This window comes from Desulfamplus magnetovallimortis, assembly GCF_900170035.1.
Classification (GTDB): Bacteria; Desulfobacterota; Desulfobacteria; order Desulfobacterales; family Desulfobacteraceae; genus Desulfamplus; species Desulfamplus magnetovallimortis.
This window is the reverse complement of the sequence record NZ_LT828541.1, coordinates 172,240-180,448: the sequence shown is the minus strand read 5'-3', so window position 1 is coordinate 180,448 and position 8,209 is coordinate 172,240. Positions and strand designations below refer to the sequence as shown.

General features: G+C 43.7%; 6 protein-coding genes. 1 reads left to right on the top strand and 5 read right to left on the bottom strand.

Features of this window, described 5'->3' with window-relative positions:
- Window positions 1-58: 58 nt before the first annotated feature.
- The 4 genes from MTBBW1_RS05040 to MTBBW1_RS05025 form a co-directional block, all read right to left on the bottom strand.
- Window positions 59-886: an ABC transporter substrate binding protein gene (locus MTBBW1_RS05040; protein WP_186441088.1), complete on the bottom strand. Its 828-nt coding sequence runs from the start codon at window positions 884-886 to the stop codon at window positions 59-61.
- A gap of 206 nt (window positions 887-1,092) precedes the next feature.
- A complete protein-coding gene (locus MTBBW1_RS05035) occupies window positions 1,093-2,433 on the bottom strand; it encodes a TRAP transporter large permease (RefSeq protein WP_080800129.1) in 1,341 nt (446 codons plus the stop codon).
- A gap of 168 nt (window positions 2,434-2,601) precedes the next feature.
- Window positions 2,602-3,099, bottom strand: coding sequence for a TRAP transporter small permease subunit (locus MTBBW1_RS05030; protein ID WP_080800127.1), 498 nt, complete (start codon window positions 3,097-3,099; stop codon window positions 2,602-2,604).
- A 50-nt stretch (window positions 3,100-3,149) separates the two neighbouring features.
- Window positions 3,150-4,301: a TRAP transporter substrate-binding protein gene (locus MTBBW1_RS05025; RefSeq protein ID WP_080800124.1), complete on the bottom strand. Its 1,152-nt coding sequence runs from the start codon at window positions 4,299-4,301 to the stop codon at window positions 3,150-3,152.
- A gap of 686 nt (window positions 4,302-4,987) precedes the next feature.
- Here MTBBW1_RS05025 and MTBBW1_RS05015 point away from each other — a divergent pair.
- On the top strand, window positions 4,988-6,463 hold the full coding sequence (locus tag MTBBW1_RS05015; protein WP_245809266.1) for a sigma-54 interaction domain-containing protein: 1,476 nt from the start codon (window positions 4,988-4,990) through the stop codon (window positions 6,461-6,463).
- A gap of 16 nt (window positions 6,464-6,479) precedes the next feature.
- On the opposite strand, the gene MTBBW1_RS05010 is transcribed toward MTBBW1_RS05015, so the two are convergent.
- Window positions 6,480-8,153 (bottom strand): acyl CoA:acetate/3-ketoacid CoA transferase, encoded by a 1,674-nt coding sequence (locus MTBBW1_RS05010; protein ID WP_080800116.1) that lies wholly within the window; start codon window positions 8,151-8,153, stop codon window positions 6,480-6,482.
- Between the last annotated feature and the right edge of the window lie 56 nt (window positions 8,154-8,209).

Genomic DNA, 8,209 nt, shown 5'->3' with positions numbered 1-8,209 from the left:
AGGCCTTACGCTCATGACAGTTCATGGAAATTTCTCCTCACTATATTTTTTGTGTTTTTTAGAGGAGTATGCCATATTTTTTCAAAAAATCAATGGGCACGAAGTGCAAAGATACAATAGAAATCAGATAAAGTGAAGTTCTACAGCCTACGGTAACCCCCATCTGGTCATTGGGACTTAGGAAAACGTCAACCTGGGAATCCAACTCTTCAACATGCTTCTTTGCTAACATTGTCATACGTTTATGTCCACCGTCACTTTTAACAAATTCCACATCTCTAAAAATAACTTTAAGGGTTTGAAATTCAGGCTTCTTTAGTGTTTCTTCAATCCAATTTTTATAGCTTTGAGACTGTGGCATATCTGCATGAATCAAACCGATGGTTTTAGCTGTTGGCAATACTTTCTGAATAAATTTCAAACGATCTTCAACTTTTACAGGGTAACATATTCCTGTGAAATTATGTTTTGGAGGATTCTGAAAATCCTCTATTACACCGACGCCTACAGGGTCAGTAATTGAAGCGAAAACAAATTTGTTTTGATCATCCAGTGCAAGTTCCTTAAATGATGCCACAGCTATTGTGCCATTTAGAAAAATAACATCATAGCTATTTTTCTTTTCCAATACATTCCATATACTTTTTGATCGTCCATCATAATTGCCGAGAGAATAATACTTTGTTTTTAGATTTTTTCCTTCAATATATCCTAAACTTGACAATTCAAGAAGCATAGCTTCTCTAACTGACGAATAAGGCTCACTCTCCTGGGAGTCAATGATCAGCAAAGTGGACTGTTTTTGAGACGATTCTTCTGCAGATATTGTTGTAACTGCAATGAAACATAGTGCAAAAAATAGTGTAAAACTTTTAAGTATTTTCATAACAATCTCCTGATTTTTCATTATTTGTCTGAGAATTAACATCGAGTCTGAGTGTCCTTCCAAGGTTTGATTGTCGGGTAGAAAATGCCTTGAATCTTTGAAAAGCCTTAAAAGTCACCCGACAGTTTAAATTTGAAGAAGCACTGAGTATCTAAGCATACTTTTGAAACTTGGCACCCCTTGTCCACCAACTTCGGATTGTTGAATTATCCAAAGAAAAGACCTGGCAACCATGTGACAATGGAGGGAAACATGCACAGAATCAATATGCTCAGAAGCTGGATCAGTACAAAGGGCATAATGCCTTTATAAATGTGCATCATGGTATAGCCTTCCGGAGCCACTCCTTTGAAGTAAAAGAGTGCATAGCCAAATGGCGGGGTTAGAAAGGATGTCTGGAGGTTGACGCACATGAGCAGGGAGAACCACAGAGGATCAAATCCGATCTCCATGGCAATGGGCATGAATATGGGAACGGTAACCAGGAGAATGGCAGCCCAGTCAATAAACATGCCCATCATGAAGACAATGAACATCATGATAAAGAGAACCGTCCATCGGTTCATACCGCTTCCGATAAAGAGATCGGCCACCACATCGCCGCCGCCCATGCTAAGGAATACGGTACTGAAAAACGTTCCTCCGATAAATAGCATCATCACCATGGAAGTGGTTTTTAACGTGGCGTAGCTGGCCTCTTTTAATACCTGCCAATTGAGTTTTCTGTTTACAAGAGCAAGTATCATGGCACCTCCCGAACCCAGTCCGGCAGCTTCGGTGGGGGTTGCCACACCAGCTAATATGGTCCCCATGACGGCCAGGATAAGGACCATGGGAGGCATAAGGGATTTCATGGTCATGCCCCATTTTTGTGCTGCACTGTATTTGGAGGCTTCCTCTCTGGAAATGGGTGGTCCAAGTTCAGGATTGATGTTGCACCGGATGAAGATATAGAGAAAATAGATGCCGGCAAGCATCAGCCCCGGCAGGATGGCACCGGCAAACAGGTTACCGACAGAGGTCTCCTTCATGCCGGTTAATCCACCGAAGACCACCATCATGATACTGGGTGGAATCAAAATGCCAAGGGTTCCGGATGCACAGATAATACCGGCGGACAGCTCTTTTTGATATCCTTTACTCATAAGGGCAGGGGTTGCCAGAAGCCCCATGGCTACCACTGATGCACCAATGATACCAGTTGTGGCTGCAAAGACTGTACAAACCACAACAACAGCCAGGCCAAGTCCGCCTTTAAGGCCTCCGAGTACCACATAGAGAGATTCAAAAAGAGCCTCGGAAACCTTGGAACGATCCAGAAGCTGGGCCATTAGAATGAAAAGGGGAATGGCCACAAGGGTATAGTTGTTCATCAGTCCCCATGCGTTGTTGGCAAAAAGATCAAAGAGCATGGGGATGGAAAAACCGTTTTCAATCAGGCCGAAAAGTGTGGCAACTGCGGCAAGGGTGTAGGCCAGGGGATGGCCAAGGGTAATGGCAAGCACCAGGGTGAGAAACATGGCGATTGTCAGAAATTCGAGACTCATGTGAATACCTCTTTAAATCATTTTAAGATCAAGAATTTTACGTAAAGTGCCCATTTAGCTCCAAATGAAGCCCCCTCTCCATGCCTGGAGAGGGGGCATAGGATAAGTTATCCAGGACTCATTACGTATAACGTACATTATGCACATTAATGTTAAGTTTACAGACCTTTATTTCTGCTTCAGAGCGTTGATATCATTGATGAGATTTGCCACCCCCTGTAAAAACAGAAACAGAAAACATATGCCCATGAGAATTTTAATTGGCCATATGGGCGGTGCCCAGCTGGTTGAGTTGACCTCAAGCCCCATGGTGGAAGTATAGGCAAACTTGAATGCCCACAGGGTCATACAGAACATCACAGGCATGAACATCACAATATTGGTGAAGATTTTTATAAAAATCTGCTTTTTTTCAGAGAGCAGGGATGTAAAAATATCGACCTTTACATGGCCGTCTTGGACATCGGTATAGGCAAATCCAAACATGTAGTGAAGGCCATAAAGAAATGTGGTTGCCTCAAATCCCCATGTGGTGGGTGCGTTGAACGCATACCGCATGAAAACTTCATAAATAACTATGAAGAGAAGGGGATAGATGAGAAAAGAGGTGACTTCTCCCTCCTTTCTGCTTATGTTTTCAATGGTTTGTGATAATGGTTCCAGCATTGTCGTGTTCCTTATCTGTTGTTATGATAGAGTGTTATTCGGGCTGCTCGTTATTCTGTGATCTGGCCGCCTATGTATCTTTCATATGGCCATGGCGCTGCACCGGTTCTGGCATCTCTCCAATCTTCATAATCTGAGGTAAAGGCTTCCTGGGAATCCATAACTTTTTTAACATCCGGATATTTTGATTTTAATTCATCAATGTAGCTTTTTGTTGTTTTCCTAAATTCAATCAGGGTCTCTTTATCCATTTTGACGATTTCAATTTTTTCTTTGAACATGCGTATGGCTTTGGCATTCAGGCTGTTCACCCAGTTATAGCTCCAAAGTTGGGTCTCTTTGGCACAGATATCAACAATCCATTTAAGATCTTCGGGAAGTCTATTGTATGCATCCTGGTTAAAGAAAAGTGCACACTGGATACCGGGTTGATGAACACCGGGCTGGATGGCATATTTTGTGATTTCATCAAATCCCATGGGATAGTTGATGGCAGGAGAAGAGAACTCTGCCGCATCAATAACACCACGCTCAAGAGCAAGATAGACTTCTCCGCCGGGAAGGGGACTTACCGAAGCACCCAGATTATTCATGATGTCCATATACCATCCCGGAGTACGGACTCTCATGCCTTTAAAATCCTCCATTTTTGTGGCTTTTTTATTGGAAAAAAGTCCCATTTCCTGTCCACATTGCCCACCTGGTAGAGCGAAGAGGTTGAACTTCCCATATAGTTCCTGCATCATCTCAAGGCCGCCTCTTTCATAAAGCCAGATATTGTACCCTTCTGCGTCCAGACCAAAGGGCACCGATGCAAACGCAACAAAGGCTTCATTTTTTCCCTTCCAGTATCCAGGCCAGTCATGACCTACCTGGGCAGAGCCTTTACTGACAGCATCAAAACTCTGCATGGCCGGAACCAGCTCACCTGCTGAAAAGGGTTTGATATCAAGACGGCCGGCCGATGCGAGACGTACACTGTCTGCAAAGTGAACGGCGATGTCGTAAAACAAAAGCCCCTTGGACCAAGGCATCACCATTTTCCATCGCACTTTTTCATCGGAGGTTTTGAAAGAGACACGTTTGGCTTCATTATGGCGGAGATCCTCTCCGAATTTTTCTCGTTTGGCGGCAAAGGATGACGCAGTGATTAGCAGAAAACTTAGTAAACAGACGGTAATAAAGATTAAATTTTTTTTCATTTTTTCTCCTGATAAATCATTAAAATTGATAAACGTGATTTGGCCACAATATTGTATAAGTGATTCCGTTGATGAAGTATTTACATATTTGATTTTGAAACAATATAATGATTTGAAGTGATCAAGAAACACATCATATTGTGGTAATTTTTTCAAAAATCGACTAAATCAACGGGCTCATAAATACGGTGAACAATGGCGTTTACTTCTGTTTCTTGTTTACATTGCAATATGCAGGCCAGAAAAAAACAAGCAGGTAATGCAGTTAGATTTAGACATCCATCGAAATATTGTTTTATCCCACTGAAGGTCATGCTCAATTCGTTTTTCACCCCTTTCTCATCCCTTTCTCCCAAATGCATCCATTTATTTATTAACAACGTTAGCTGAAAAAATGATTTGACATGTCAATGGAATTTACCTAATAGATCTACCATAGGATATGTAGCGTTCAATCTACATGTAGACCCCACTGTACACATATGTGCAACACTAAAGCCAATAAAGCCTCCTGGATTGCCAGGTATCTTCTCCACATTATAAATGCTCATAACTATAGTACTTATCAATCACTCCTAAACCCTCATGGTCTAATTCAATGGCCACCCCCCGATCATGAAAATGGTGAGGGGTGTTTTCACAGTAATATAAAAATGAGATTCATTTCCAATGTAATGAAAGGAATAATGATGATCATTCCTCAAGACACTTCCATCACTCAACGAGAAACCCCTTTTTTTAAGGAAGACGTTGCCTTGTATCACGACATGTTTGACAGTTTTAAAAACGGAATCATCATCACAGATGCTGAGGGGATTGTGTTTTATATAAACTCATCCTACTGCAAATTCTTGGATCTTGATCGAGACAAGCAGATGGGAAAGCATTGTCAAGAGGTTGTTGAAAACAGCCGTATGCATATCGTGGCAAAGACCGGCAAAGCCGAAGTGAATCATATACAGGATATCAAGGGTGTTAAAACGGTGGTTCAACGCATTCCGGTGAAAAGGGACGGAAAGGTGATAGCAGTGTTTGGCCTGGTCATGTTCAGTGATGTTCGGGAAGTGGGCAAGCTGGCCAGAAAGATTGATTCCCTTGAATACAAGGTTAAGCTCTATGAAGAGGAGTTGCTAAATCTTCGTGCAACAAGGTACACCTTTGAGAGCATTCTGGGAGAAAGCGAAGGAATGCGTTCCTTGAAGATGGAAGCACTCAGGGCAACTGCCAACACCTATCCTGTTCTTATTACAGGAGAAAGTGGAACCGGAAAGGAGCTATTTGCCCAAGCCATCCACCAAGGAAGTGATCGAAAGATATACCCTTTTGTGAGGATCAACTGTGCAGCCATTCCAAAGGATCTGTTGGAATCCGAGCTGTTTGGCTATGATAAGGGGGCATTTACCGGTGCAAGACCTGGAGGTAAGCCTGGGAAATTTGAACTGGCCCATCGGGGGACTATTTTTTTGGATGAAATTGGAGACATGCCCCTGGAGATGCAGCCCAAGATTTTAAGGGTGCTTGAGGAGAAGGAGTTTGAGCGGATCGGTGGAAGCAAACTCATTACATCGGATTTTAGACTCATTGCCGCCACCAACCGTCATCTGGAAGATATGATGGAAGAGGGAACGTTTAGGACAGATCTTTTCTACCGATTGAATGTTATTCCCTTGTCCGTGCCGCCCTTGCGAGAGAGAGGAAGTGATATCCTGCTTTTGGCAGAAGCTCTTTTGAAAAAACTTTCTGAGGAGGCCGACATGCAGGGGATAAGGATAAGCCAACATGCTCGAAATGCCCTTGCATCCTACCATTGGCCAGGCAATGTCAGAGAGCTTGTCAATGTTCTTGAACGTACCCTTTCACGCCTTGATGGCGACACCATACAAAGATCTGACCTTCCGTTTTATATCCATAACCGACCCCATAAAGCATTGAGGGATGGGGATGCACAACTCAATACAAATGGAACGAAACAAAGAGAGATGGATAAAAACAGAGATAGAAATGTTCAGGGCCTGCGTTCCATCCAGATGGAATCGGAAAAAGAGGCGGTGATACAGGCCCTGGACCTATGTGGTAATAATAAGAGCAAAGCGGCTAAAATGTTGGGAATCCATAGAACCATGCTCTACAGGAAGATGAAAAAATATCATCTTGAACTATGAACTATAGCAATTCAGATTAACAAATTTTCCGGTCTGGTGTAGGAAAAAAGGGAATTTTGACGATATCATCCATGAGACCCATGGGTGCCTGTTTGAAAATTCTGGCATCCATAAGTGGCAAGGGGTCGCAAATAAGGGGTTTAAACTCCATGTGGGCAAGAATATCCCTTTCAAGGTCAATACCCGGTGCAATCTCGGTAAGCAGCATCCCTTCCGGTGTCAGTCTAAACACGCATCGTTCTGTTATATAGAGAATATATTTTCTTTTTTCTACGGCATACTTTCCGCTGAAGGTAACATGTTCAACATGATCCTTGAATTTTATTACCTTGCCCTCCTCTTCAATGGTTATGGCACCATCACTTATGGAGATGTTAAGCCCACCGGCAGTGAATGTACCCATGAACACAACCTTTTTGGCATTCTGGCTGATGTTGATAAAGCCACCGGCACCGGCAAGTTTGGGGCCAAATTTACTCACATTGAGGTTCCCGTGGCGATCTGACTGGGCAAGACCCAGGAATGCTATATCAAGTCCTCCTCCATCGTAAAAGTCAAACTGAGCCGGCTGATCAATAAGTGCTTCGGTGTTGACAGCAGCACCAAAGTTCAACCCGCCGGCCGGGAGACCTCCAATAACACCTGGTTCTGCTGTGAGGGTCATGTATTCCAGAATTTTCTCTTCGTTGGCAACATTGGAAACCCCTTCGAGCATGCCTATACCGAGATTTACAATATCGTTGGCATTGAGCTCAAGTGCTGCCCGTCTTGCGATGATTTTACGTATGCCCATCTGCATTGGTACAAGTGAGTTGACCGGAACCCGAAGCTCTCCGCTGTAAGACGGGTTATAGATCTCTGCAAAGGTTTGCCAGTGATTTTCAGCCTGGGAGAGCACAACGCAATCCACAAGGATACCGGGAATTTTAACATGTCTGGAATTGAGGGTTCCTTTTTCTGCAATTCGCTCCACCTGAACGATTACAATACCACCTGAATTTTTTGCAGCAGTTGCAATGGCAAGGGATTCCAGTACCAGGGCTTCTTTCTCCATGGTAATGTTTCCCTCGGTATCTGCGGTGGTTCCCCTCAGAAGTGCCACATTGACGGGGATGGTTTTATAGGCCAGGTACTCATTGCCGTCAAACTTGACGAGTTCCACCAGATCCTCTGTGGTGATTCCATTTATTTTACCGCCTCCGTGCCTTGGGTCAACAAAGGTGCCCAATCCCACTGTTGTAATGGTTCGGGGTTTTCCAGCTGCTATGTCTCTGTACATATGGGAAATTACCCCTTGGGGAAGATTGTAGGAGATGATCTTGTTCTCAACGGCAAGCTTCTGGAGTTTGGGTACAAGTCCCCAGTGGCCGCCTATGACCCTTCTTATAAGTCCTTCGTATCCCAGGTGGTTTAGTCCCCTTGAACCACCATCTCCCTGGCCGGCAGCATAGAGCAGTGTGAGATCCTTGGGGTTGCCGTTTTTTTTATAATACGCTTCAAGGGCGATGGCGAGTTGTTCCGGAAATCCAATGCCTACAAAACCGCCGGTGGCAACAGTATCACCGGATCGAATCAGTTGAATCGCCTCCTGGCTGGAAACGATTTTACCTTTTTTTGCCCGGGCCGAAGAGTTGTAGGAAAGCATGGGGTGACCGCTGTCAGTGGCACCCGTGGTGTTTTTTTCTGCCATGTAAATACTCCATTAAGGTCATTATTTTGTGTTTGGCTTTCTATAATATGGGTTAT